23 protein-coding genes are annotated in these 23,124 nt (G+C 71.4%); 12 read left to right on the top strand and 11 right to left on the bottom strand.

Translation table 11 applies throughout. The features are described from left to right. The first annotated feature begins 160 nt into the window (after nt 1-160). Nucleotides 161-1,837 (top strand): AMP-binding protein, encoded by a 1,677-nt coding sequence (locus tag ABT070_RS13140; RefSeq protein WP_351758829.1) that lies wholly within the window; start codon nt 161-163, stop codon nt 1,835-1,837. Beyond that, a complete protein-coding gene (locus ABT070_RS13135; RefSeq protein WP_351758826.1) occupies nt 1,834-3,441 on the top strand; it encodes an AMP-binding protein in 1,608 nt (535 codons plus the stop codon). The genes ABT070_RS13140 and ABT070_RS13135 overlap by 4 nt, the downstream gene beginning before the upstream one ends. A gap of 147 nt (nt 3,442-3,588) precedes the next feature. On the opposite strand, the gene ABT070_RS13130 is transcribed toward ABT070_RS13135, so the two are convergent. Then, entirely contained in the window at nt 3,589-3,813 is a 225-nt protein-coding gene (locus tag ABT070_RS13130; protein ID WP_351758824.1) for a hypothetical protein, read from the bottom strand. A gap of 985 nt (nt 3,814-4,798) precedes the next feature. Here ABT070_RS13130 and gcl point away from each other — a divergent pair. Further along, nucleotides 4,799-6,583 carry a glyoxylate carboligase gene (gene gcl, locus ABT070_RS13125; RefSeq protein WP_351758821.1) on the top strand — a complete coding sequence of 595 codons (1,785 nt, stop codon included), beginning with the start codon at nt 4,799-4,801 and terminating at the stop codon, nt 6,581-6,583. Between the two features lie 245 nt (nt 6,584-6,828). On the opposite strand, the gene ABT070_RS13120 is transcribed toward gcl, so the two are convergent. From ABT070_RS13120 to ABT070_RS13105, 4 genes are all read right to left on the bottom strand, one after another. Continuing rightward, nucleotides 6,829-7,551, bottom strand: coding sequence for a TIGR04222 domain-containing membrane protein (locus ABT070_RS13120; protein ID WP_351758818.1), 723 nt, complete (start codon nt 7,549-7,551; stop codon nt 6,829-6,831). A gap of 189 nt (nt 7,552-7,740) precedes the next feature. Continuing rightward, entirely contained in the window at nt 7,741-8,001 is a 261-nt protein-coding gene (locus tag ABT070_RS13115) for a hypothetical protein (RefSeq protein ID WP_351758816.1), read from the bottom strand. A 552-nt stretch (nt 8,002-8,553) separates the two neighbouring features. After that, nucleotides 8,554-9,492: a 2-hydroxy-3-oxopropionate reductase gene (locus ABT070_RS13110; protein WP_351758813.1), complete on the bottom strand. Its 939-nt coding sequence runs from the start codon at nt 9,490-9,492 to the stop codon at nt 8,554-8,556. Between the two features lie 25 nt (nt 9,493-9,517). Beyond that, nucleotides 9,518-10,339, bottom strand: a complete 822-nt coding sequence (locus ABT070_RS13105) for a TIM barrel protein (RefSeq protein WP_351758811.1) — start codon at nt 10,337-10,339, stop codon at nt 9,518-9,520. Between the two features lie 225 nt (nt 10,340-10,564). Here ABT070_RS13105 and ABT070_RS13100 point away from each other — a divergent pair, with 225 nt between their 5' ends. From ABT070_RS13100 to ABT070_RS13070, 7 genes are all read left to right on the top strand, one after another. Continuing rightward, nucleotides 10,565-10,855 (top strand): YkoF family thiamine-binding protein, encoded by a 291-nt coding sequence (locus ABT070_RS13100; protein ID WP_351758808.1) that lies wholly within the window; start codon nt 10,565-10,567, stop codon nt 10,853-10,855. Further along, a complete protein-coding gene (locus tag ABT070_RS13095) occupies nt 10,852-11,220 on the top strand; it encodes a helix-turn-helix domain-containing protein (RefSeq protein WP_351758805.1) in 369 nt (122 codons plus the stop codon). The genes ABT070_RS13100 and ABT070_RS13095 overlap by 4 nt, the downstream gene beginning before the upstream one ends. A 155-nt stretch (nt 11,221-11,375) precedes the next feature. Then, entirely contained in the window at nt 11,376-11,885 is a 510-nt protein-coding gene (gene uraD, locus ABT070_RS13090; protein ID WP_351758802.1) for a 2-oxo-4-hydroxy-4-carboxy-5-ureidoimidazoline decarboxylase, read from the top strand. 8 nt (nt 11,886-11,893) lie between these two features. After that, a complete protein-coding gene (uraH, locus tag ABT070_RS13085; protein WP_351758799.1) occupies nt 11,894-12,319 on the top strand; it encodes a hydroxyisourate hydrolase in 426 nt (141 codons plus the stop codon). A 4-nt stretch (nt 12,320-12,323) separates the two neighbouring features. Further along, nucleotides 12,324-13,253, top strand: a complete 930-nt coding sequence (gene pucL / locus ABT070_RS13080) for a factor-independent urate hydroxylase (protein ID WP_351758797.1) — start codon at nt 12,324-12,326, stop codon at nt 13,251-13,253. Between the two features lie 179 nt (nt 13,254-13,432). Beyond that, on the top strand, nt 13,433-14,812 hold the full coding sequence (locus ABT070_RS13075; protein WP_351758794.1) for an 8-oxoguanine deaminase: 1,380 nt from the start codon (nt 13,433-13,435) through the stop codon (nt 14,810-14,812). A gap of 438 nt (nt 14,813-15,250) precedes the next feature. After that, a complete protein-coding gene (locus ABT070_RS13070; protein ID WP_351759629.1) occupies nt 15,251-16,594 on the top strand; it encodes a nucleobase:cation symporter-2 family protein in 1,344 nt (447 codons plus the stop codon). On the opposite strand, the gene ABT070_RS13065 is transcribed toward ABT070_RS13070, so the two are convergent. Together ABT070_RS13065 and ABT070_RS13060 are read right to left on the bottom strand one after the other, a co-directional pair. Beyond that, nucleotides 16,482-17,162, bottom strand: a complete 681-nt coding sequence (locus ABT070_RS13065; protein WP_351758792.1) for a 3'-5' exoribonuclease domain-containing protein — start codon at nt 17,160-17,162, stop codon at nt 16,482-16,484. The genes ABT070_RS13070 and ABT070_RS13065 overlap by 113 nt on opposite strands. A 44-nt stretch (nt 17,163-17,206) precedes the next feature. Further along, on the bottom strand, nt 17,207-17,971 hold the full coding sequence (locus tag ABT070_RS13060) for an AraC family transcriptional regulator (RefSeq protein ID WP_451101587.1): 765 nt from the start codon (nt 17,969-17,971) through the stop codon (nt 17,207-17,209). A gap of 216 nt (nt 17,972-18,187) precedes the next feature. Between ABT070_RS13060 and ABT070_RS13055 the strand changes: the two genes are divergently transcribed. After that, the gene (locus ABT070_RS13055; protein ID WP_351758789.1) at nt 18,188-19,039 is read left to right on the top strand and encodes an NAD(P)H-binding protein; all 852 of its coding nucleotides are present in this window, start codon (nt 18,188-18,190) and stop codon (nt 19,037-19,039) included. A gap of 180 nt (nt 19,040-19,219) precedes the next feature. Here the strand turns inward: ABT070_RS13055 and ABT070_RS13050 are convergent, their stop codons facing one another. Continuing rightward, nucleotides 19,220-20,572, bottom strand: a complete 1,353-nt coding sequence (locus tag ABT070_RS13050) for an MFS transporter (RefSeq protein ID WP_351758786.1) — start codon at nt 20,570-20,572, stop codon at nt 19,220-19,222. Nucleotides 20,573-20,811: 239 nt separating this feature from the next. On the opposite strand from ABT070_RS13050, the gene ABT070_RS13045 reads away from it, so the two are divergent. After that, nucleotides 20,812-21,207, top strand: coding sequence for a winged helix-turn-helix transcriptional regulator (locus ABT070_RS13045; protein ID WP_351758784.1), 396 nt, complete (start codon nt 20,812-20,814; stop codon nt 21,205-21,207). Between the two features lie 60 nt (nt 21,208-21,267). On the opposite strand, the gene ABT070_RS13040 is transcribed toward ABT070_RS13045, so the two are convergent. The 3 genes from ABT070_RS13040 to ABT070_RS13030 are packed head-to-tail and all read right to left on the bottom strand — an operon-like array spanning nt 21,268 to nt 23,070. Then, nucleotides 21,268-21,690, bottom strand: coding sequence for an acyl-CoA thioesterase (locus ABT070_RS13040; RefSeq protein WP_351758781.1), 423 nt, complete (start codon nt 21,688-21,690; stop codon nt 21,268-21,270). Nucleotides 21,691-21,748: 58 nt separating this feature from the next. Then, nucleotides 21,749-22,417, bottom strand: a complete 669-nt coding sequence (locus ABT070_RS13035) for a hypothetical protein (protein ID WP_351758778.1) — start codon at nt 22,415-22,417, stop codon at nt 21,749-21,751. Nucleotides 22,418-22,464: 47 nt separating this feature from the next. Then, nucleotides 22,465-23,070, bottom strand: a complete 606-nt coding sequence (locus ABT070_RS13030) for a histidine phosphatase family protein (protein WP_351758776.1) — start codon at nt 23,068-23,070, stop codon at nt 22,465-22,467. Nucleotides 23,071-23,124 lie beyond the last annotated feature (54 nt).

The raw sequence follows: 23,124 nt of genomic DNA, 5'->3' as shown, positions 1-23,124 counted from the left end.
TGCCGCACACCCCCGTCCGGGGGTAGTGAGACCTGCACCACGGATTACACGATGGCAGAGAGCCGCCCGGCAATGGTCCGGCACCACGGGGATGAGCCGCAGGGGCTGGGAGCGCCCCGAAGGTGCACGACCGAGCAGGCCGAGAAAGCACGGAGGACAGATGACGACGGCGACGGCGACGGCACGTTTCCGCAGAGCCCGCGACTTCCTGCTGGAACACCGCGAGGACTACACAACCGCTTACGAGCGTTTCGAGTGGCCCCGCCCGGAACGCTTCAACTGGGCCCTCGACTGGTTCGACGTCATCGCCGACGGCAACGGGCGCACCGCCCTGCACATCGTGGAAGAGGACGGTTCTGAAACCCGTCTCAGCTTCGCCGAACTGGCGGAGCGTTCCGACCGGCTCGCGAACTGGCTGCGCGGGCAGGGCGTCGCCGCCGAGGACCGGATCCTCGTCATGCTCGGCAACCAGGCCGAACTGTGGGAGACCGCGCTGGCCGCGATGAAGCTGCGCGCCGTCGTCGTCCCGGCCACTCCGCTGCTGGGCCCCGCCGACCTCACCGACCGCGTCGAACGCGGCCGCATCCGGCACGTCCTCGTGCGCACCGAGGACACCGGCAAGTTCGACGAGGTCCCCGGCGACTACCGGCGCATCGCGGTCGGCGGCGCACCCGAGGGCTGGCAGCCGTTCGAGGACGCCCGCACCGCCCCGGCCGGCTTCACGCCCGACGGCCCCACCCTCGCCGACGACCCGCTGATGCTCTACTTCACCTCCGGCACGACCGCCCGCCCCAAGCTGGTGGAACACACCCACACCTCGTATCCGATCGGACATCTGTCGACGATGTACTGGATCGGGCTCCGGCCCGGCGATGTGCACCTCAACATCTCCTCGCCCGGCTGGGCCAAGCACGCCTGGTCCAACCTCTTCGCCCCGTGGAACGCCGAAGCAACCGTTTTCATCCACAACTACACCCGCTTCGACCCGGCCCGGCTGATGAACGAGATGGACCGGGCCGGGGTGACCACGTTCTGCGCCCCGCCCACCGTCTGGCGGATGCTCATCCAGGCCGACCTCACCCAGCTGCGCACCCCGCCCCGGGAGGCGGTGGCAGCGGGCGAGCCGCTCAACCCCGAGGTCATCGAGCAGGTGCGGCGCGCCTGGGGAGTGACCGTCCGGGACGGCTTCGGGCAGACCGAGACGGCCGTGCAGATCGCCAACAGTCCCGGCCAGGAACTGAAGACCGGCTCGATGGGCCGGCCGAGCCCCGGTTACCGGGTGGAGCTCCTCGACCCGGTGAGCGGCGCCCCGGGTGCGGAGGAGGGCGAGATCGCGCTGGACCTCGCGGCCCGGCCGGTCGGCCTGATGACCGGTTACCACGGCGACGCCGACCGGACGGCGGAGGCGATGGCCGGCGGCCACTACCGCACCGGTGACATCGGCAGCCGTGACGAGAACGGTTACATCACCTACGTCGGCCGGGCCGACGACGTCTTCAAGGCCTCCGACTACAAGATCAGCCCCTTCGAGCTGGAGAGCGCGCTGCTGGAGCACGAGGCGGTCGCCGAGGCGGCCGTCGTCCCCGCCCCGGACCCACTGCGCCTCGCCGTGCCCAAGGCGTACGTCGTGCTCGCCGAGGGCTGGGAGCCGGGACCCGACACCGCGAAGGTGCTGTTCGAGCACTCCCGCGAGGTCCTCGCCCCCTACAAGCGCGTCCGCCGCCTGGAGTTCGCCCCGCTGCCCAAGACGGTGAGCGGCAAGATCCGCCGGATCGAGCTGCGGGAGGCGACCGAGGCCGGTTCGCCCGACGAGTACCGCGAGGAGGACTTCCGGTGAGCGGGGCGTCGTACGCGCACGGGACGAGCGCGACCGCGCTGCTCGGGGACACCATCGGCGCCGACCTGGACCGGACGGCGAGGCGATGGCCGGACCGCGAGGCGCTGGTCGACGTGGTGTCCGGGCGGCGCTGGACGTACCGCCGGTTCGTCGAGGACGTCGACCGGCTGGCGTGCGCGCTGCTCGCGAGCGGGGTCGCCAAGGGCGACCGGGTGGGCATCTGGGCGGTCAACTGCGCCGAGTGGGTGCTCGTCCAGTACGCCACCGCCCGCATCGGCGCGATCATGGTGAACATCAACCCGGCGTACCGCACGCACGAGGTCGAGTACGTCCTGCGACAGGCCGGGATCTCCGTGCTGTTCGCCTCGCTCAGCCACCGGACGAGCGACTACCGGGCGATGGTCGAGGAGGTACGCGGCAGATGCCCGCAACTGCGGGAGACCGTTTACTTCGGAGATCCGAGCTGGGACGCCCTGCTCCGGCGCGGAACGCCCGACCTCGACGAGGACCTCCGCACCCGCAGAAACGAGTTGTCCTGCGACGACCCGGTCAACATCCAGTACACCTCGGGCACCACGGGCTTCCCCAAGGGAGCCACCCTGTCCCACCACAACATTCTCAACAACGGTTACTTCGTGGGCGAGTCGATCGCCTACAGCGAGCAGGACCGGATCTGCATCCCGGTGCCCTTCTACCATTGTTTCGGCATGGTGATGGGAAACCTTGCGGCCACCTCGCACGGCGCCTGCATCGTCGTCCCGGCCCCGTCCTTCGACCCGAAGGCCACGCTGGAGGCGGTCCAGCAGGAGCGGTGCACCTCCCTGTACGGCGTCCCGACCATGTTCATCGCGGAGTTGAACCTGCCCGACTTCGCGACCTACGACCTCTCCTCCCTGCGCACCGGCATCATGGCGGGCTCACCGTGCCCGGTCGAGGTGATGAAACGGGTGGTCGCCGAGATGAACATGGCGGAGGTGTCGATCTGTTACGGCATGACCGAGACCTCGCCCGTCTCCACCCAGACCCGCCGCGAGGACGATCTGGAGCACCGCACCGGCACCGTGGGCAGGGTCCTGCCGCACATCGAGGTGAAGGTCGTGGACCCGGTGGACGGGGTGACCCGGCCGCGCGGAGTCGCGGGCGAGCTGTGCACCCGCGGCTACAGCGTGATGCTCGGTTACTGGAACGAGCCCGAGAAGACCGCCGAGTCGATCGACGCGGGACGCTGGATGCACACCGGGGACCTGGCGGTGATGCGTGAGGACGGTTACGTCGAGATCGTCGGCCGGATCAAGGACATGATCATCCGAGGCGGGGAGAACATCTACCCGCGCGAGATCGAGGAGTTCCTCTACGGCCACCCGAGGATCCGGGACGTCCAGGTCGTCGGCGTCCCGCACGAGAGGTACGGCGAGGAGGTCCTCGCCTGCGTGATCCCGGCCGACGCGGCGGACCCGCTGTCGCTGGAGGAGCTGCGCGCCCACTGCGAGGGCCGGCTGGCGCACTACAAGATCCCCAGCAGGCTGCGGATCATGGAGACCTTCCCGATGACCGTCTCCGGGAAGGTACGCAAGATCGAACTGCGGGAGGGGTACGCCCCTTAGCGGTGGCCGTTGCTCGTCGCCTGTCGCCTGTCGCCTGTCGCCTGTCGCCTGTCGCCCGTTGCCCGTTGCCCGTTGCCCGTCGCCCGTCGGCCGTCGCCCGTCGGCCGTCGGCCGTCGCCTGTCGTGCGTTGCCCGTTGTTCGTCGCCTCAGACGCCCCCGGCGTCCAGGGCGTCGGCCATGGCGTTGACCGGCTGCGGGGTGCCCGTGAGGTCCAGGACGAAGAGCGGGACGCGCAGTTGGTCGGCGCGGGCCCGGGCGTCCTCGGCGTACCCGGCGAGGGAGAAGTAGACGCAGTCCGCGGATTCCGTCATGGCCGTCAGCCACAGGCACTCCACGTCCCGCAGTGAGGCCGGGCGCACGCTGGGGTCCACCTGGGCCACCAGCCCGCGGGCGGCGAGGCCGATGCCGGAGGTCGGCCGCTGATCGGCCCGCCGGATGTCCCCGTGCCCGAGCCAGTTCAGATAGAGCGCGGCGGCGGTGACCGCGTCGCGGGCGGTACGGATGGCGACCGGTCGGAAGACCCGCCGTTCTGCTGCGGGTGCGGGTGCGGGTGCGGGTGCGGGTGCGGGTGCGGGTGCGGGTGGCGGTGCCGGTGGGGATGGGAGCGGCGGTGCCGACGGCGATGTCGGCGCCGCCGGCTCGGGCCCCGGCCTTGCCCCCGGCTCTTTCTCAGGTTGCGCCCCCGGCTCTGCCTCAGGTTCTGCCCCCGGCTCTGCCCCGAGCCCCGTGCCGTGGCCCGACCCGAGCCCCGTCCCCGACTCGGGCCTGGGCCCCGTCCCCGGTTCGGGCTCGGGCCCGGTTCCCTGTGCCCCGGGCCCTGTCCCAAGCTCCGATCCCGGCTTCGTGTCGGGGGTCTGATCGGGGGTCGCATCGGGGGTCGGGTCGGTGACCGGGATCCGTATCACCGCTCCGCAGGCGCAGCCCAGTTCGGGGTGCGGCCACTGGTGGCGGCGGTGGCAGGCGGGGCACCTCAGGGCGACCCACTCGTCGTCCCACGCCCGGTGGACGACGGTCGTCGGCGTCGTCCGCCGGTCGAGCACAGGCGTGACGGGGGCACCGCACGCGCACGGGTAGCACGGTGCGGTGTAGAGGCGCTCGCGCCGACAGGCCGGGCAGCGCACCGGCACGCTCTCGGACATGGCCCCATCGTCCTCCTCGGGCCTGCGCTTGTCCGTCTCTTGACGACCTTCGCGTGCCCACTTACATTACTTCCAGATAGTAGAAACTAGTTTCCGTATTGCGGAAGTTCAGAAGTACGCAAACGCTCGAACCAGATGGAAGGGCTCACCGCGGGGCGCGACGGGAGAGCGAATCCGACAGCTGAAGCAGCTGAAGCAGTCGAAGCAGGAGTAGTCCATGGCTCGTATGACCGCTGCCCGCGCGGCAGTCGAGATCCTCAAGCGTGAGGGCGTCACCAGCGCGTTCGGTGTCCCCGGCGCGGCGATCAACCCCTTCTACGCGGCGCTCGAGGCCTCCGGCGGCATCCACCACACCCTCGCCCGTCACGTCGAGGGCGCCTCGCACATGGCCGAGGGCTACACCCGTACCCGTCCGGGCAACATCGGGGTCTGTGTCGGCACCTCCGGCCCGGCCGGCACCGACATGATCACCGGGCTGTACTCCGCCATCGGCGACTCCGTCCCGATCCTGTGCATCACGGGCCAGGCCCCGACCGCCGTGATCCACAAGGAGGACTTCCAGGCCGTCGACATCGCCTCCATCGCCAAGCCGGTGACCAAGATGGCGGTCACCGTCCTGGAGGCGGCCCAGGTCCCCGGCGTCTTCCAGCAGGCCTTCCACGTCATGCGGTCCGGCAGGCCGGGCCCGGTCCTGATCGACCTGCCGGTAGACGTCCAGCAGACGGAGATCGAGTTCGACGTGGACACGTACGAACCGCTGGCCGTCTACAAGCCGGCCGCGACCCGTGCGCAGATCGCGAAGGCGCTCGCCATGCTGAACGCGTCCGAGCGGCCGCTGATCGTCGCGGGCGGCGGTGTCATCACGGCCGACGCGACGGAACTCCTTCTGGAATTCGCCGAGTTGACGGGTACTCCGGTCGTCCCCACGCTGATGGGCTGGGGTGCGATCCCGGACGACCACGAGCTGAACGCCGGAATGGTCGGGCTCCAGACCTCGCACCGCTACGGCAACGCCACGTTCCTGGAGTCCGACTTCGTCCTCGGTATCGGCAACCGCTGGGCCAACCGGCACACCGGCCGCATCGACGTCTACACGGCCGGCCGCACCTTCGTCCACGTCGACGTCGAGCCCACCCAGATCGGCAGGATCTTCGCTCCGGACTACGGGATCGCCTCGGACGCCAAGGCGGCTCTGCGGCTCTTCGTCGAGGCGGCGAGGGAGTCGAGGGAGGCGGGCACGCTTCCCGACCGTTCCGCGTGGGCGGCCGCCGCGCAGGAGAAGAAGGCGACCCTCCAGCGCCGTACGCACTTCGACGACATCCCGATCAAACCGCAGCGGGTCTACGAGGAGATGAACAAGGCCTTCGGCCCGGAGACCCGGTACGTCACCACCATCGGTCTCTCGCAGATCGCCGGCGCGCAGATGCTGCACGTCTACCGGCCGCGCCACTGGATCAACTGCGGCCAGGCGGGTCCTCTCGGCTGGACGATCCCGGCGGCGCTGGGCGTGGCGAAGGCCGACCCGGAGGCGCAGGTCGTCGCCCTCTCCGGGGACTACGACTTCCAGTTCATGATCGAGGAGCTGGCGGTCGGCGCGCAGCACAAGATCCCGTACGTCCATGTCCTGGTCAACAACTCCTACCTGGGGCTGATCCGGCAGGCGCAGCGGGCGTTCGACATCGACTTCCAGGTCAAGCTGGAGTTCGAGAACATCAACTCGCCCGAGCTGGGCGTGTACGGCGTCGATCACGTCAAGGTGGCCGAGGGCCTCGGCTGCAAGGCGATCCGGGTGACGGACCCCGCGGAGTTGGGGGCCGCCTTCGAGCAGGCCAAGAAGCTGGCCGCCGAGTTCCAGGTGCCGGTCGTCGTGGAGGCGATCCTGGAGCGCGTCACCAACATCTCGATGAGCGGCACCAACGACATCGGCAACGTGGTGGAGTTCGAGGAACTCGCCACCGAGCCGGGGCATGCGCCGACATCCATCAGGACGCTGAAGGTCTGAGGCTCAGCGGCTGACGCCGATGGCCCGATGCTGAACGTCTGACGCGGATGGCCCGATGTCGAAGGTAGACGCCGAAGGTCTGATGCCGATGGTCTGGCGAGGCTTGGTGTCGTCGTGAAGGGCGGCCCGTCCCGGGGGATGGGCCGCCCTTTTCGTACGCGTTTTCCGAAAGCGTTGCCGTGCGTAAGTCCGGTAGGCGCTTTCTGGGCCTGTTTCTGGAGGGGGAGGAGGAGGGGGAGGGTGGCTCAGTCCGAGCCGCCCCCGCCTCCGCCCCCGCCACCCCCGTCTCCACAGGAGTACATCGTGCCGCCCGTGCCGCCGCCCCGCGGCGAGCGCCGGTGGAACCCCTTGTCCGCCACCTCGGCCCGGGCGATCAGACCTGCCCGCAGGGCGAAGCGCGCCGCCACGACATTCAGGGCGGACTCGCCGTACAGGGCCACCGCCGTCAGGATGTCATCCGGCGCCAGCCCTTTCCTGTCGGCCGGCAGAGGATGCCCGTCCCGCAGGGCGCGCAGGGCACGTCGAGCCGCGCGGGTCCGGCGCGGTGGAAGGGAGCGCAGCATCCCGGCCGCCACCAGTCCGGCCCGCACCCCGGACAGCGTCTCCCGCACATCCGGCCGGGCCTCCAACTCCGCGATGCTCGCGGGCCGTTGCAGCGCCGCGTACACCGCCTCGGGCAGGCCGGACGGGACATGCGGGCCGGACGGGGCATGCAGGGCGTCCGTGGCGGGCCGACCGTCTGCCGGGTCCTCGACCGGAGTCGCCCCCGTCGCCGCCCCCGCCGCCGTCACCCCTCTCGCCCCCGTCGCGTCTCGCGCCGCCGTCGCCCGGATCCGGCCCGGCCGGCCTGCGTCGACCAGACCCCTCAGCTGAAGGGTGAGCACGGCCACCGTGACCGCCGCCCGCGGACCGCCCCGCAGCAGCGCGACCTCGTACGGATCCAGCCGGACCGACGTACCACCGCTCATGTCCTCACCCCCGGGAACGAGGCCCGCCGCCCCCGTGTCGGCGGGCCCCGCGTGACCACAATGTGCCCTTTCCCAGGGGTGGTTGAAGCCTGTTGAACAGAGTTCAGAGGTTGATTTGAGGTTGGCGCGCCCGGTCCGCTCCTCCTCCACTCCTCCTCCGTCCTTCCCTGCTCCTTCCCTGCTCCTCCCCTATTCCTCGGGCTGCTCGGGGTGGTGCCGCCCGTGCTCCTCCGACAGTCCGGGCCAGTCGTCGGGCCCGCCGCCCTGCCACTCGATGAGGTCGCTCTCCTCCACCTCGATCCGGTCCAGGTCGGCCAGGCGCAGGATCTCGACGACGTCGTCGAGATGCGAGGCGACTCCGAGCACGGCATCACCCGAGGTGACCCGCCGGGACCCGTCCAGCGCCGGAGGGTGGACCACGATGTGCGGATATTGCGGTGAATCGTTCATATTCGTATTCATATCCAGATCGACGCCCTGTCCGCAGGGCAACGCGCAGCGCTCCCTCGTCGGTCCTGCTGACGGGGGAGCGCTGCGGCACGGGTGGCCGTCCGACGGCGCGAGGCCGGGCGCGACAGGACGTTCGCGCCGCCGGACGGAGCTCTCGGGAGGAGGGCGGGGGGTGGGGCGGGGTGCGGTGGGGTGTGGTCGGAAGTGGGGGCAGGGACCGCGGCGGGTTGCGACGGAGCCGGGAGCGGGCTTCCCTCAGGTCGAGAAGCGGGCCCCGTTCCTTCACCACCGCACTGGCTCGCACGCCGCCGCGGTCCTCGCCCTGCCCGCGTCCGTACCCGGCGATCACCCTCATCCGGGTCGCACGGTACGGCGGCGGGCCGCGCGTGCGAGATCATGACCTACCGTCAGATCCCGTACGCGAGACTGGTGTTCACTTGACGCCGGGACGGTGCGTATCGGGCGTCGAGAGGTTGCCGGCAGTGGTTTCCGGGCGGCGTCGCCGCCTGGGCGCGACAGGACAGATGTCAGCGACGCCGCCGCCCGGAAGTCTCAGAGTCGCGCGCCCGACAGGCGCTCGACGGCCCGCAGCAGGGCCGAGTGGTCCAGTCCGCCGTCGCCCTGCGCGCGCAGGCTCGCGACCAGCTGGGCGACCACGGCGCCGACGGGCAGGGCCGCGCCGACGGTGCGGGCGGCGTCCGTCACGATGCCCAGGTCCTTGTGGTGCAGGTCGATCCGGAAGCCCGGCTTGAAGTCGCGGCCGAGGAAGTTGTCCTTCTTGCGGGCCAGCACGGTCGAGCCGGCGAGCCCGCCGCCCAGGACGTCGAGCGCCGCCTTGAGGTTCACGCCCGACTTCTCCAGGAAGACCACGGCCTCGGCGCACGCCTGGATGTTCACGGCGACGATCAGCTGGTTGGCGGCCTTCACGGTCTGGCCCGAGCCGTGCGGACCGCACAGCACGATGGTCCTGCCGAGCGCCTCGAAGACGGGCTCCGCCTCGTCGAAGTCGGCCTGTTCGCCGCCCACCATGATGGACAGCACGGCCTCGACGGCGCCGGCCTCACCGCCGGACACGGGGGCGTCGAGGACCCGGATGCCCTTGTCCTTCGCCGCCCGGGCCAGGTCGATGGAGGTCTGCGGGGTGATCGAGGACATGTCGATCAGAAGCGCCCCGGACCGCGCGTTCTCCAGGATGCCCTTGGGGCCGTAGGCGACGGCCTCGACCTGGGGGGAGGCGGGCACCATCGTGATCACGACGTCGGCGTCACGGACGGCCTCGGCGATGGATCCCGCGGCGCTGCCGCCGGCGGCGGTCAGCCGGTCCAGCTTGTCCTGCTCCAGGGTGAAGCCGGTGACGTCGTAACCCGCCTTGACGAGGTTCTCGGACATGGGCGAGCCCATGATGCCGAGGCCTATCCAGGCGATCTTGGGAAGTTCGCGAAGTTCGGGACGTTCGGGAAGTGCGGGACGTGCGGGAACTGCGTTGCTCATCGGGGGTGCCTCTCGGTACGGGGGATCAGCGGGGCAGCCAGTCGAAGGCCTCGGCGCTCGGACGGTCGCCCGGCTTGTACTCGAGGCCGACCCAGCCGTCGTACCCGGCCTTCCGCAGCCGGTCGAGGAGGTCCTCGAGGGGCAGCGAGCCGGTGCCCGGCGCGCCACGGCCCGGGTTGTCGGCGATCTGCACATGGCCGGTCCTCGACGCGTACCGCTCGATCACCGACGGCAGATCCTCGCCGTTCATCGACAGGTGGTACAGGTCCATCAGGAACTTCGCGTTGCCGAGTCCCGTCGCCTCGTCGACCTTGTCGACGATCCCGATCGCGGCCGACGCGCTCACCAGCGGGTAGCGGGGCGACTCGGGCCGGTTCAGCGCCTCGACCAGCAGGATCGCGCCGATCCGGTGCGCGGCCCGGGCCGCGAGGACCAGGTTCTCCAGCGCGAGCGCGTCCTGCTCGGCCGGGTCCACGCCGTCGAGGCGGTTGCCGTACAGCGCGTTGAGCGCGCCGCAGCCCAGGGACTGCGCGAAGCCTGCGGCCACGTCGATGTTGGCGCGGAACCGCTCGGACTCCTCGCCGGGCAGCGACAGGGCGCCACGGTCGGGGCCCGGGAGCTCACCGGCGTAGAAGTTGAGGCCCGTGAGCTGTACGCCCGCGTCCTCGATCGCCTTGCGCAGGGCGTCCAGCTCGGACGGGTGCGGGGTGGGGGAGTCGATCCAGGGCCACCACAGCTCGACCGCGCTGAAGCCGGCCGCGGCGGCGGCCGCGGGGCGCTCCAGGAGCGGGAGTTCCGTGAAGAGGATCGACAGGTTGACGTTGAAGCGCTGGTCCTCGAATCCCATAGGGGTTCCGCGCTCCCTTCCGTATCGAGTGTTTCCGTATTGCGGAAGTTGTTTTCTGCTTATTGGAAGATTGCCGTTCGGTCGGGCGGCTTGTCAAGAGGACGAGGGGGCGTCGAAGCCCGGCCGAGGTGGAATCCCGAGTCCCGGGTGATCGTCCGCCCGGTCCGTTAGGGTCGGGGTCCGGGCGCCGACGGTCCGGTCCCGTCGAGAGAGGTGCAGGGCGCGATGCGACTGAAAGTGGAGTTCACCACCGAGCCCTTCGACCTCGACGAGGCACCCGCGCACGCGCTGGCCGCCCGTGAGGTGATCGAGGCGGCCGATCTGGACGCGGTGGATGTCGGGCCGTTCGGCAACACCGTGGAGGGTGCCGGCGACGCCGTGCTCGCCGCCGTGGACGCCCTGCTGCGCAAGTCCCTCGGCGCGGGCGCCACCCGTATCTCGCTCCAGGTCAACGTCATCGGGGATGCGGACCGGGGCGCGGCCGCGGACGGCGACGTCTTCGGGGAGGGCGTGTGAGCACCTCCGGTGACGAGGCCTTCATCGCGGCCGTGAAGCCGCTGGTCGACGCGATGGGCGGGGAGATGATCCCGCCGGACGAGGCCGGCGTCGACGACGTCGTCCTGGCCTGGGAGGGGGCCGACGCCGTCGCCGTACGCCTGCCCCAGCTCGCCGACTCCCTCGACCACATCCTCGCCGCCATGGAGCGCAGGAAGGGCAGACCGCTCCCCGATCTGGACCGCAAGGCCAAGCAAGAGGTCGTGCGGATACTCGAGGCGCGTGGCGCCTTCTCCGTACGGCACGGTGTGGAGACCGTGGCGAGCGCCCTCGGGGTGAGTCGCTTCACGGTCTACAACTACCTAAACAGGGAGAAAGAGGCCTGAGCGGTCTCCCGCGGGAGGCTCCGGGGCGGTCGAGGGGCCGCCGGGTTTCGTTACCCGGAATTTTCAACAAAGTGTTGACGTGATGTCGCGGACAGGCGTTAGCTGACCGCAGCCCGCTCAAGCACGAAGGCCGTCTCGCGGCCACGGAGGCTCCCGTGACTTCGACTTCCCCATCCCCGGGCCTGGCCCGGTTCAACGACCTCGAGGAGTCCGTGGCCCGCGCCGCGCTCCACGAGGCGTGCGCCTCCACGGCGTGGGTCACCCGACTGCTCGCGGCCCGCCCCTACGTCACCGCCGCCGACCTGTACGCCGCCGCCGACGCCGCCATGGCCGACCTGACCGCCACGGACCTGGCGGAGGCGATGGCCGGGCATCCGCCGATCGGCCGCCCGAAGCCCGGCGACCCGACCTCGGCCCGCGAACAGCGCGGCATGGCCGGCGCCTCCGAGGAGCTCAGGGCCGAGCTGCTCGAACTGAACCTGGCCTACCAGGAGAAGTTCGGCCATGTCTTCCTGATCTGCGCCACCGGTCGCACCGGCGAGCAGATGCGCGACGCGGTCGAGGAGCGGATCGGCAACGTGCCGGAGCAGGAACGGGAGATCGTCCGCGTCGAGCTGGGCAAGATCAACCGTATCCGCCTCGCCCGACTCGTCGAAGAGGACTGACGCACCCCATGAGCACCAGCAGCACCGCATCGGTGTCCACCCACATCCTGGACACCTCCGTCGGCCGGCCCGCCGCGGGAGTCGCCGTCCACCTCTCCGCCCGCTCGGGCCGCGACGCCCGGCACGGGCAGGAGGGAGACTGGCGGGCGCTCGGGGGTTCCGCGACCGACGCGGACGGCCGCTGCAAGGACCTGCCGGCGCTGCCGGAGGGGACCACCCATGTACGGCTCGACTTCGCCGTGGAGGCGTACTTCGAGCGATCCGAGAAGAAGCAAGCCGATGCGCAGCAGGACGCCCCCGCGAATCGGGACAGCGGTGCCACCCGTGTGTTCTTCCCGGAGGTGGCGATCACCTTCGCCGTCGAGCCGGGCGAGCACTACCACGTACCGCTGCTGCTCAACCCGTTCGGCTACTCCGTTTACCGAGGGAGCTAGCTAGATGACCGCCCATTCCCACCCCGGCCGCCCTGTGTTCCTGGGACAGAACCAGTACGGCAAGGCCGAGAACCGCGTCGTGAAGATCACGCGGGACGGCGCCACCCACCACATCAAGGACCTCAACGTGTCCGTGTCGCTGAGCGGCGACATGGACGAGGTCCACTACTCCGGCTCGAACGCCAACGTCCTGCCGACCGACACCACCAAGAACACGGTGTACGCGTTCGCCAAGGAGCACGGCATCGAGTCCGCCGAGCAGTTCGGCATCCACCTCGCCCGCCACTTCGTGACCTCGCAGGAACCGATCAGGACCGCGCGGATCCGGATCGAGGAGTACTCCTGGGAGCGGATCGAGACGCCCGGCGACGACGAACACTCCTTCGTCCGCAAGGGCCAGGAGACGCGCCTCGCCCAGATCACGTACGACGGCTCCTCCTGGGAGGTCGTCTCCGGGCTCAAGGACCTGACCGTCATGAACTCGACGAACTCCGAGTTCTGGGGCTACGTCAAGGACAAGTACACGACCCTGCCCGAGGCGCACGACCGCATCCTGGCGACCGAGGTGTCCAGCCGCTGGCGCTTCGGCTGGTCCGACGACGACCAGCGCACGCCGGACTGGGAGGAGTCGTACGCCCAGGTGAAGCGGCACATGCTGCTGGCCTTCGCGGAGACGTACTCGCTCTCCCTCCAGCAGACCCTGTACGCCATGGGCGCGCGGATCATCGACCACCGCGGCGAGATCGACGAGGTCCGGTTCTCGCTCCCCAACAAGCACCACTTCCTGGTGGACCTGAAGCCGTTCGGGCTGAAGAACGACACCGCCGACGGAGCCGTCTACCTCGCCGCCGACCGCCCCTACGGCCTGATCGAGGCCACCGTTCTGCGGGACGGCTGCGAGGCGAGGATCCCGGTGGACCTCACCAACCTCTGAGCCGCCCCCTTCCGAACCGCCCCCTTCCGGGCGTCCCTTCCGAACCGCCCCCTTCCGAACCGCTCCATTTTCGGCACCCGCGGCCGGCGAGCCCGCGCCTCACCGGCCACGGCACTCAAACTCCCGGGGTCCTGCCGTGCCCTCTCCACCAGAGTCCACTGAGTGAAAAGGACGAAACCATGGCAGCAGACCGGCGCACCGTCATCGAGAACTGTTCGATCGCGACCGTCGACGCCCAGGACACCGAGTACGCGAACGGTCACGTCGTCCTCGCCGGCAACCGGATCGAGTCGCTCGGCGCGGGCAGGGCCCCGGACGGCCTGGAGAACGTCGAGCGCCGCATCGACGCGACCGGGCACCTGGTCACCCCGGGCCTGGTCAACACCCACCACCACTTCTACCAGTGGATCACCCGGGGCCTGGCGACCGACCACAACCTCTTCGACTGGCTCGTCGCCCTCTACCCCACCTGGGCGCGCATCGACGAGCAGATGGTCCGCGCGGCCGCCCAGGGCTCCCTCGCGATGATGGCCCGCGGCGGCGTCACCACCGCCATGGACCACCACTACGTCTTCCCGAAGGGCTCCGGCGACCTCTCCGGCGCGATCATCGGCGCCGCCCGTGACATGGGCGTCCGCTTCACCCTGGCCCGCGGCTCCATGGACCGCAGCGAGAAGGACGGCGGGCTGCCCCCGGACTTCGCCGTCGAGACCCTGGAGGGCGCCCTAGCCGCCACCGAGGAGACCGTCCGCCGGCACCATGACGCCTCCTTCGACGCCATGACCCAGGTCGCCGTCGCCCCTTGCTCGCCCTTCTCCGTGTCCACCGAACTGATGAGCCAGGGAGCCGAGTTGGCCCGCCGGCTCGGCGTGCGCCTGCACACCCACGGCTCGGAGACGGTCGAGGAGGAGAAGTTCTGCCACGAGCTGTTCGGCATGGGCCCGACCGACTACTTCGCGTCCACCGGCTGGCTCGGCGAGGACGTGTGGATGGCGCACTGCGTCCACATGAACGACTCCGACATCGACGCCTTCGCCCGGACGGGGACGGGCGTCGCCCACTGCCCGTCGTCCAACGCCCGGCTGGCGGCGGGCATCGCCCGGGTCCCCGACATGCTGAGGGCCGGTGTGCCGGTCGGCCTGGGCGTCGACGGCACGGCCTCCAACGAGTCCGGCGAACTCCACACCGAGCTGCGCAACGCCCTGCTCATCAACCGCCTCGGCGCCCACCGCGAGACCGCCCTGAACGCCCGTCAGGCGCTGCGCCTCGGTACGTACGGCGGCGCCCAGGTCCTGGGCCGCGCCGCACAGATCGGCTCCCTGGAGCCCGGCAAGCTGGCCGACCTGGTGCTGTGGAAGCTGGACACCCTCGCCCACGCCTCGATCGCCGACCCGGTGGCCGCCCTGGTCCTGGGCGCGGCCGCCCCCGTCACCGCCTCCTTCGTGAACGGCCGTCAGATCGTCGACCACGGACGTCTGTTGCACGCCGACGAGGACGCGATCGCCCGCTCGACGCGGGACGAGGCGCAGCGGCTGGCGCGCATCGCCGCTCAGGGCTGAACACGCCCGCCCTGTGAGGGACCCGGTCCCCGCGGGCACTGAACTCCGGTCGAGGGGGACGGCCCTCGACCGGTAGCCGTGGCCGGGGCGCGCGCGGACGCGCGTGCCCCGGAACGGTTTCCCACCGTCCCCGTCCCCGTCCCCGTCCCCGGCGCTGGCGCCAGAGGCTTCCGTCCTCGGACGCCCCCAGTCTCCAGGCACCCCCGTCTCCTGGCACCCCGTCTCCGGGCACCCCGTGTCCGGGCACCCCGTGTCGGAGCACCCCGTCTCCGGGCGCCTCCCGTTCTCAAGTGCCGCACGTTTCCCGGTACTTCCAGCACCGCCGCACCACCTCCCTGATTCCCGCGTCAGAGCCGACGTGTACCCGACCGGAGGAGAGCCGCCGTGACCCCGCATGCAGTCGACCACCCCGTCGACGAGAAACTCCCCGCCCTCAGAATGGCGACGAGCGGCCTTCAGCACGTGGCCGCCATGTACGCGGGCGTCGTCGCCCCGCCCCTGATCGTCGGCGCGGCCGCAGGTCTCACCGGCACCGAACTCACCTTCCTGACCGGCGCCTGCCTGTTCACGGCCGGCCTCGCCACCCTTCTCCAGACGCTGGGCGTCTGGAAGATCGGCGCCCGCCTTCCCTTCGTCAACGGTGTCACCTTCGCCGGGGTCGCCCCCATGACGGCGATCGTGGCCTCCGCCGACGACAAGCGGGACGCCCTGCCCGTCATCTTCGGCGCGGTGATCGTCGCCGGCCTGCTCGGTTTTCTGGCCGCGCCCGTCTTCTGCAAGGCGGTCCGCTTCTTCCCGCCGGTCGTCACCGGGACGGTCATCACCCTGATCGGCGTCTCCCTGCTCCCCGTCGCCTTCGGCTGGGCGCAGGGCCCCGACCCCGCGGCACCCGACCACGGTTCGACGACGAACCTGGGTCTCGCGGCGGCGACCCTCCTGATCGTGCTGCTCCTGCGCCGTTTCACGCGCGGCTTCGTCAAGCAGATCGCCGTCCTGCTCGGGCTGGTCGTCGGCACGCTCGTCGCGATCCCCTTCGGCGGCACGGACTTCGGGCCGGTGGCCGACGCGGACGTCATCGGCTTTCCCGCCCCGTTCCACTTCGGCGCCCCGCAGTTCCAGCTCGCGGCGATCCTGTCGATGTGCGTGGTGATGGTGGTCTCGATGACCGAATCCACCGCGGACATGCTGGCGTTGGGGGAGATCGTCGAACGCCCGGCGGACGAGCGGACCATCGCGGCGGGTCTGCGTGCCGACACCCTGGGCTCGGCGCTCAGCCCAGTCTTCAACGGCTTCATGTGCAGCGCCTTCGCCCAGAACATCGGCCTGGTCGCGATGACGAGGATCCGCAGCCGCTATGTCGTCGCCACCGGCGGCGGCTTCCTCGTCCTGATGGGCCTGTGCCCGGTGGCCGCCTCGCTCATCGCCGTCGTACCCCGTCCGGTGCTCGGCGGCGCCGGCGTCGTCCTGTTCGGCTCGGTCGCCGCCAGCGGTATCCAGACGCTGGTCCGGGCCGGCCTGGAGAGGGACGACAACGTCCTGATCGTCGCCGTCTCCCTGGCCGTCGGCATCATCCCGATCACCGCGCCGGAGTTCTACCACGCCTTCCCGGAGACGGCGAGGATCGTCCTGGACTCGGGCATCTCCACGGGCTGCCTGGCCGCCGTCCTGCTCAACCTGGTCTTCCATCACCTGGGCCGGGGGCGGAACGCGGCGGACGTGACCCACCCGATGGAGGCGGGGGAGGAACTCGGCCGGGCGAGCCGGGCCCCGGCCACGCCATGAGGTTCGCGAGCAACTCGGCCTGTTCGACGGCGTCGTCCAGCGCATGATGGGTGTGAGGGCGCCTGGACAGCAGGTGCGCCGGCATCGTCCGCTTCGCCACCGCCCGCAGCGGCAGCCCGGCCTTGGTGGCGTACAGCGTCTTCATGTCGAGGCAGCCGGAGTGCCCGAAGGGGCTCTCCCCGGTGAAGCGGATCAGGTACCAGTACAGGAACGTCCAGTCGTACGACGCCGGGTAGCCGCACATCACCGGCTGGGCGTCGGCGCTCACCTCGCGCACCCAGCGGGTGAACTGGGCCAGGGCCAGGGCGGGTTCGAGCCCCTCCTTGGCCAGACGCCCCCGGTCGAGTCCGCTCACGGCCAGCGCCTCGGGTACGAACTCGTCGCTGATCGGACGTAGTTCACGGTAGAAGGTCTGCCGGGTGGGGTCGGCCGCGGTGAACCCGTCGGCGTCCTGCCGCCCCGCGACCGCCGCGCCCAGGCTCAGCAACGAGTACGGTCCCGGGATCGGGCCGTCCGCCTCGACATCGACGGAGATGTAGAGGCTGGGTTTCACGCGTCGTACGGACATGGGACCGGAGCATCGCAGGTCCGTACGGCTGCCCGCATCCGGATTCACCCCTGCCGTAGTGCCTGACAGGGGGTGGCCCGGGGGAGCCGCCCGGTGAAGAACGCCCGTGGCGGGACACCCATCAGGGTGCGGAAGTCGGCCGTCATGTGGGACTGGTCGTAGTAGCCGGTGGCGGCGGCGAGTTCGGCCCACGAGGCGGATGCCGCGTGCGTGAGGAGGTGGCGCAGCCGGTCGATACGGGCGTAGTGCTTGGGGGAGACACCCACGCCGTCGGCGAACAGGTTGCGCAACTGGCGTTCGCTGACGGCGAGTTCCCGGGCCACTTCGCGTACGGGGGCGGGGGTGCGGTACGGGCGGGTCGACAGGGCGTCGACGGCGGCCCGCAGCAGCCGCTCGCGCGGGCCGTCCCCGACGGGCGGGAGCAGGTCCGCCAGACGTGCCGTGAGCCCGTCCCGCGCGACCCCGGTCAGCTCGCGGGCGAGACGCCGGGCCGTACCGGCGGGCAGGTCGCCGAGCGGGACCACCCGGCCGACGAGGTCCACCGCCGCCACGCCGAACAGCGGGCCCACCACTCCTGGTTCCAGGCGCAGTTGGACGCACGACACCGACCGTCTGTGCAGGTCCGTGTGGTACGAGGCGCGGGTGCGCGGGCCCACCACCAGGGTGTCGCGTCGCCCGCTCTCCTCTTCACGGACGACCACCTTCGTGTCCGTGTCCGGTACGTGCGCGAAGGCGTCGTCGAAGGGGCCGTCGACCGTGACCGCCCCGATGCCGGTGAACCAGGGGCGCAGCGCGGACGGGACGGGCAGGGCCCGCTCCGACGGGGACGGAGACGGGGACGGGGACCGAGGTGAGGAGAGGGGCGGGGACGGAGGTGAGGACGCGGACGGGGGCGGCGGGTCTGTCGGATCCACCTTGCTGTTCGTCACGTCTCCACGGTAAGCGCGGCCCGGGTTCCCCCGGGCGGCCGAAGCGTGCCGGAATTTCCTAGAGACGCGGCGTGGGCGGACGTCAGCGTGGTCCGCATGATTCTCGTGACCGGTGCCACGGGCACCATCGGCAGCGAACTCGTACGACTTCTGGCCGCGCGCGGCGAGAAGGTGCGTGCCCTGACCCGCGACCCGGCGAGGTCGAAGGCGCCTTCGGGGGTCGAGGTGGCACGTGGGGACTACCTCGACCCGTCCTCCCTGGAGGCGGCGATGTCCGGGGTGACGGCGGCCTTCCTGGTGGGTCTGCCCGGACCGTCCGTGCAGCACGACGGCGCACTGGTGGCGGCGGCGCGGGCCGCGGGCGTGGGACGGCTGGTCAAGCTGTCCGCGATCGGCACCGGGGAGGCGGAGGTGGGCCCGGCAGGGGAGTGGCATGTCGCCGGTGAGCGGGCCGTCCGGGAGAGCGGGGCGCAGTGGGCGGTGCTCCGCCCCTCCTCGTTCGCCTCGAACACGCTCGGGTGGGCGCGGTCGATCGGCGCCGACGAGCCGGTGCCGAACCTGAGCGGCGACGGGCTCCAGGGCGTCGTCGACCCGCGGGACGTGTCCGAGGCGGCGGCCGTGGTCCTCCTCGACGAGCGGGGGGCGGGGCGGACGTACACGCTGACCGGACCCGAGACCATCAGCGTGCCCGGCCAGGCCGCCGTCCTCGCGGACGTCCTCGGCCGGCCGGTGACGACACACGACCTGGCCCCGGACGAGGTGCGCGAGTACCTCCTCGGCCTGGGCCAGGCCGGGTCCGTCGCGGACGGGATCACGAGGGGATCCGCGTACGTCCGCCGAGGCGGGAACGCCGTCGTCACCGAGGACCTGCGGGAACTGCTGGGGCGTCCGGCGCGGACGTACCGCGCATGGGCGCGGGACCACCGGGAGGCCTTCGGGACGGCGTGAGGAAGCGGGGGCGGGCGGGCCGGCCGGGCTCCACACCCGTCCGCCCCGCCTTCGCCCGCCCGCCCGGCCGCCCGCCTCGCCGGCCCTTCGCTCTGCGGCTTCGCTGCGGCTTCCCTGCCGGGCCTCCCCCTCGCCGGCCCTTCGCCCTCTCGGCCCCCGCCGCTCTCGGCCCCGTCGCTCTCAGCCCCCGTCCTCCTGCGTGCGCTTCGTGCGGAGGGTCGTCGCCGCGAGTGTCAGGGCTGTCGCCGCGGTCACCGAGGCGACCTGGAACGCCAGTCGGTAGCCCTCCGCCGTGGCCGGCAGCAGCTGCGCGCCCACGCCCAGCAGGTCGTCCGTGCGGCTCGCGGCCAGGGTCGACAGGACCGCGAGGCCGAGCGAACCGCCCACCACCTGCGTGGTGTTGAAGAGCCCGGACGCCAGGCCGCCGTCCTCCTCCCGGGCTCCCGCCATGGCCAGCCCGGTCAGCGCGGGCATCGCGGCGGCGAATCCCGCGGCCAGCAGCAGCATGGGCGGCAGGAAGTCGGCGGCGTAGGAGCCGTCGGCCGGGGCGCGGCTCAGCAGTGCCATGCCGGCGGTGATCAGCACCAGGCCGGCCAGCAGGACGCGGTACGGGCCGAAGCGGCCGATGGTCCGCGCGGACAGGACCAGCATCAGCAGGCCGATCGCGACCGGCGCGGGCAGGAACGCCGTTCCGGTCGCCAACTCGCCGTAGCCGAGAACGCGTTGGAGATACAGCGCGCCGATGAACTGGAAGCCGTACATCGTCGCGATCATCAGTATCTGGACGGCGTTCGCCCCGCTGAGCAGCCGGGAGCGGAACAGTCGCAGCCGCAGCAGCGGGCGCGCGGCCCGGGCCTGGCGCAGCACGAACCCCGTGAACAGGGCCGCGGCGAGCAGGGCCAGGAGCGCGGTGGCGGCGCCGTCGCGGTCGCCGGCGCCGACGATGACGTACACCGTCAGCATCAGCGCGCTCGTGACCAGGGCCGCGCCCGGGTAGTCGGCGCCCCTGCCGAGCCCGGCGCCGTTCTCCGGCGCGAGGACGCGGACGGCCGCGAGCCAGGCCACGATGCCGATCGGGAGGTTGATGAGGAAGATCCAGTGCCAGTTGACGAGTTGGGTGAGCGCACCGCCCAGGAACGTGCCCAGCGCGCCGCCCCCCGCGCCGACCGCGCTGAACACCGCGATGGCGCGGGCCTGTTCGCGCGGCTCGGGGAAGAGCGTCACGAGCATGCCCAGGACCACCGCCGAGGTCATCGCCCCGCCGACACCCTGCAGGGCGCGTGCCGCGATGAGGACCCCCTGGCTGCCGGCGACCCCGCACAGCACGGACGCCGCGGTGAACACCGCGAGGCCCGCGGTGAACATCCGCTTGCGTCCCACCAGGTCGCCGAGCCGGCCGACCAGCAGGAGCAGACCGCCGAAGGGGATGAGGTAGGCGTTGACGACCCAGGCCAGCCCCGGGCCGCTGAACCCGAGGTCGCTCTGGATGGCGGGCATCGCCACAGTGACGATGTTGCCGTCCAGGATCGTCATCAGGGTTCCCGCGCACAGGACGGCGAGGGACGCCCAGCGGGAGCGGGTTCGTTTCGATGCCGACGGATGCTCCGGTGTCGGTGGCGGCGACGATGTGTGTGTCGATGTCTGTGTCGGGGACTCGGCTGTGGCCGTCATGGCGGCGTGGCCTCCACATTCTCCGGGGGAACCCTTGGTGCACGACTTGTAACGGGGACCATCGTGGGTAACCATGGAGAACGGCATAAGGAGGCACTTCGATGTCCCAGGGGAACACCGGTGTTACCGCGCAGGTCGTGAACGCGCACGCCTGTCCGGTGCGAGAGGTTCTTGACAGGGTCTCGGGGAAGTGGAGCGTGCAGATCCTCGTCGCGGCGGCGCACGGCCCCATCCGTTTCACGGAGCTGGAGCGCAGTATCGAGGGCATCAGCCGCCGCATGCTGACGCTCACGCTGCGCAACCTGGAGCGCGACGGGCTCGTCACCCGCACGGTGCATCCGACGGTGCCGCCCAAGGTCGAATACGAACTGACCCCGGTGGCGCAGGAGTTGCACGAGACCCTGCAGCGTCTGACGAACTGGGCCGAGCGCAACCGGGTCTATATCGCCGAGGCCCGGGCGGCCTACGACACCGAGCGGGAGACGGAACCGGTGTGAACCCCCGGCCGGACTGCAGGCCGGACTGCATGCCGAACCACCGGCCGAACCCCGGCCGGACTACAGGCCGAACAGGCCGGGATCCGTGGCCAGTTCCTTGAAGTAGACCGTCGGTTCGGCGACCATCCTGCGTTCCGTGAGGTCCAGCAGCCCGCCGACCGAGGTGAGTTCGGCGGACACCGTGCCGTCCGCCTTGGTGATGGTCTGCCGGATCCGGAACGTCTTGCCGTCGCCCCACTCGAAGACGCAGGTCACGTCGACCTCGTCGCCCGCGAGGAGCTCGCGCCGGTAGCGGATGGTCGTCTCCAGGGCGACCGGGCCCACCCCCTTGGCGCGCAGACCGGCCTGGGTGATGCCCGCGGCCTGGAGCAGTGCCCAGCGAGCGTGTTCCGCGTAGTTGATGTACACGCTCTGGTTGAGGTGCCCCTGCACGTCGGTCTCGTATCCGCGCACGGTGATCCGGACGGAGAACGGCTCGCTCACGGTGTCCCCTTCTCGCTTTCTCGATGTCGGTGCCTGACCGTCGATCTTGGCATGTCCCTCACACCCGGCGCGGGGAGGCCAGCAGATAGCGCGCTCTCGTGCGGGGATCGGTGTGCTCGCCCGTCTGCCAGCCCGCCCTCTCCAGCGTCGCCCCGCAGGCGCGCAGTGTCGCGTCGTCCGGTCCGTGCACGGACACCGCTTCCGGCTGCGGGGTCGCCCGTACCCGGTAGCCGTCGGTGCCCCGCGGACCGGCGGGAGGGTGGCCGGCCGCCTCCAGGGCCAGCGCGGCGGCCCGCACGAGGTGGGTGCGTTCCCAGCCGCACGGCCGGTCCGTGCCGCCGTCCGGGTTGGTCATCCGGCGCAGTTCGAGCAGGCCCTGCCAGGCGCTGTGCACCTCGCGGGCCCGGGCGGGAGCGGCCTGTCCGGTCTCCTCCTCGCCGCCGACGCGCGCGGCGAAGACCCCGGTGTCCGCCGGCGGCGGCCCGGGAGCGAGTCGCGAGGTGTCCTGCGGAGCGGCTTCGGACGCGGCGCCGGGCGCCGGGACCGCCTCCCGTGTCCGATGCCCCGCCGGGGTCAGGAAATGGTCGTGCGGCGGGCGCGGGTGCCGGAAGGCGAGTCCGTGCCGCACCAGCGCCGCCAGCTGGGTCGCCGTGCCCCGCAGCCGCCCGGTGACCGGGTCGGCGGCGTCGATCACACGCCGCTGGGCGGCGGTCGGCGGTCGTGTCACGGCGTGCTCCCCTCGAGTGCCGCCCCCGGCGGGGGCCTCATCGAAGGCTACGGCCCGGGTCTGACATTCCAGGCGGCGATCACCGGCCGCCCGTGCTCCGTGCCCAGCCGGCACAGCGTTCCCGTGGCCAGCTGGAACAGCGCTCCGGCCGACGCCGGCAGGCCGAGCCGACGGGCGGTCAGCACCCGCAGGAAGTGCCCGTGCGCCACCAGCACCACGTTCTCCTCGGCGCCGGCCTCGGCGTGTGCCGCGTCGATCCGGGCCAGCACCCGGTCGGCCCGCTCGCCGACCTGCTCGGGCGTCTCCCCGGGACGGTCGGGCGGGCCGGCCGCGACCCCGTCCGTGAACAGGAACCAGCCCGGTCGCGTCCGCTGGATCTCGGCCGTCGTGACGCCCTCGTAGCCGCCGTAGTCCCACTCGCGCAGGCCGGCGTCGACCTGGAACTCGTGCAGTCCGATCAGCTCCGCCGTCTCCCGCGCCCGCTGCGCCGGGCTGACGAACGCGGCCCCGATCCGGTGCGAACGGATCAGCGGTTCCAGCCGTCGTGCCTCGTCCCGGCCGCGCTCGGTGAGCGGGACGTCCGTCGATCCGGTGTGCCGGCCCGAGCGTGACCATTCGGTCTCCCCGTGCCGCACGAGAAACAGGTCGCCCACGCGCGCGTGCCCCTTCCTGCCAGGCCTGTGAGCACCGTGACACAGGACCCGGGC

The sequence above is a fragment of the Streptomyces sp. NPDC002884 genome, from assembly GCF_040295245.1.
Lineage (GTDB): Bacteria > Actinomycetota > Actinomycetes > Streptomycetales > Streptomycetaceae > Streptomyces.
The sequence above is the reverse complement of the archived record's forward strand: the minus strand, read 5'-3'. Positions and strand labels throughout refer to the sequence as shown.